Below are 1,676 nucleotides of genomic sequence, written 5' to 3'. Positions count from 1 at the left end.
GCTGGTCCATTCTGCTATTCTCCAAACGTTCTATTTCCTCTGCGTCATGACCTCAGGCATACTGCGGTCATGAAAATGCTGCCTGATTTAAGCCAACTGACCCATGAACAACTGCTGGAATTTACCCGGCAGTTGGCGATGCAGCATCAGTCTCTGGCACAATCAAATCAAGAATTAGAAAAATCAAACCAACAATTAGATACCAAAGTTCAGCATCTTGAAGTATCCAATCAGCAATTAGATGCTCAAGTTCAACATCTTTCTATTCTCAATCAAAAATACGAGCATGAACTCGCACTATTTAAACAGCACAAATTCGGCAGTAAAAACGAACATCTCACTGCAAAACAAATCCATCTCTGGGATGAAGCGGTCGAAGAAGATATTGCAGCCGTTGATCTGGAACTGGAACGGCTGAATGCAGATAAAACCGATGCAGCGACACACAAAGCCAAAGCAAATAAACCTAAACGTCGACTGCTGCCCGATCATCTACACACCATCCGTATTGAGCATGAACCAACATCAACCCAATGTGCTTGTGGCTGCACCTTGCGTCGTATCGGCGAAGATATCAGTGAAAAACTGCATTTCAGACCGGCACAGTTCTATAAGGAACAGCATGTGCGTGGCAAATGGGTCTGTGATCAGTGTGACACCCTGACTCAGCAAGCGATGCCCGCCTATGTGATTGATAAAGGCATTGCTTCACCTGAATTGCTCAGCCATGTGTTGGTATCGAAGTATGCCGATCATTTGCCGCTGTACCGTCAGCGCCTGATCTATCAGCGGGCTGGCATTGATCTGTCCAGATCCACTTTATCTGACTGGATTGGTCGCTGCGGTGTGGAACTGGAACCTCTGGCCAATGCCTTAAAACAGGTGGTGTTGCAACAGCGGGTAATCCATGCCGATGAAACGCCGGTCACCATCATGCGGATGGGTGATGATGAGAAAAAACCGAAGAAAGGTTATGTCTGGGCCTATGCCACTACACAGTACAATCCAGTTCAAGCGGTGATCTATGACTTTCAGGATAGCCGTTCAGGTCAGCATGCAGAAGAGTTCCTGAATGGCTGGCAGGGCCATCTGGTCTGTGATGATTACAGTGGTTATAAAGCACGCTTTAAATCAGGCGATGTCATTGAGGTGGGCTGCATGGCGCATGCACGTCGTAAATTCCATGAGCTACATGTGACTGGGAAAAGTCAGATCGCTGAACAGGTATTACTGATGATTCAGAAACTGTATGCGATAGAAGCAGAACTCAGGAAAAAGACCGATAGTACAGCAGAACACCGCCGCGAATACCGACAACAGCACAGCCAACCGGTGATGCAACAACTGTATGAATGGCTCAACCAACATTATCTGACGGTGCCATCGAGTTCTCCAACCGCCAAGGCCATCAATTACAGTCTGAAGCGTTGGCCAGCCTTAAGCCGCTATCTGGATGATGGCAATCTACCTATAGATAATAATTGGGTTGAGGTGCGACACGAAGTCGCTTAATGAAGTTGTTCCCCCTGCGGGAACCACCCGTGTCACTGGGTGAATCTAGAAGGCTGAATAAAGAGCGCCTTCGACAATGTAACGAGGCACCGCAAGGTGCGGGGTATCAATCGTGAGAGGCGTACCCTTCTGGCAGCCATAGCCGGACAAGGGCTAGATAATCG

Annotated in this window: 1 pseudogene; it reads left to right on the top strand. The window is 47.9% G+C overall.

What is annotated here, in order from left to right:
- Nucleotides 1-69 precede the first annotated feature (69 nt).
- Nucleotides 70-1,491, top strand: a pseudogene (locus FTT84_RS17720) (IS66 family transposase); the annotation flags it as partial.
- Nucleotides 1,492-1,676 lie beyond the last annotated feature (185 nt).

It is taken from the genome of Acinetobacter sp. YH01019 (genome assembly GCF_013420285.1).
Taxonomy (GTDB): Bacteria; Pseudomonadota; Gammaproteobacteria; order Pseudomonadales; family Moraxellaceae; genus Acinetobacter; species Acinetobacter gandensis.
Note: the sequence above shows the minus strand (reverse complement) of the source record. Positions and strands in the feature narration are given on the sequence as shown.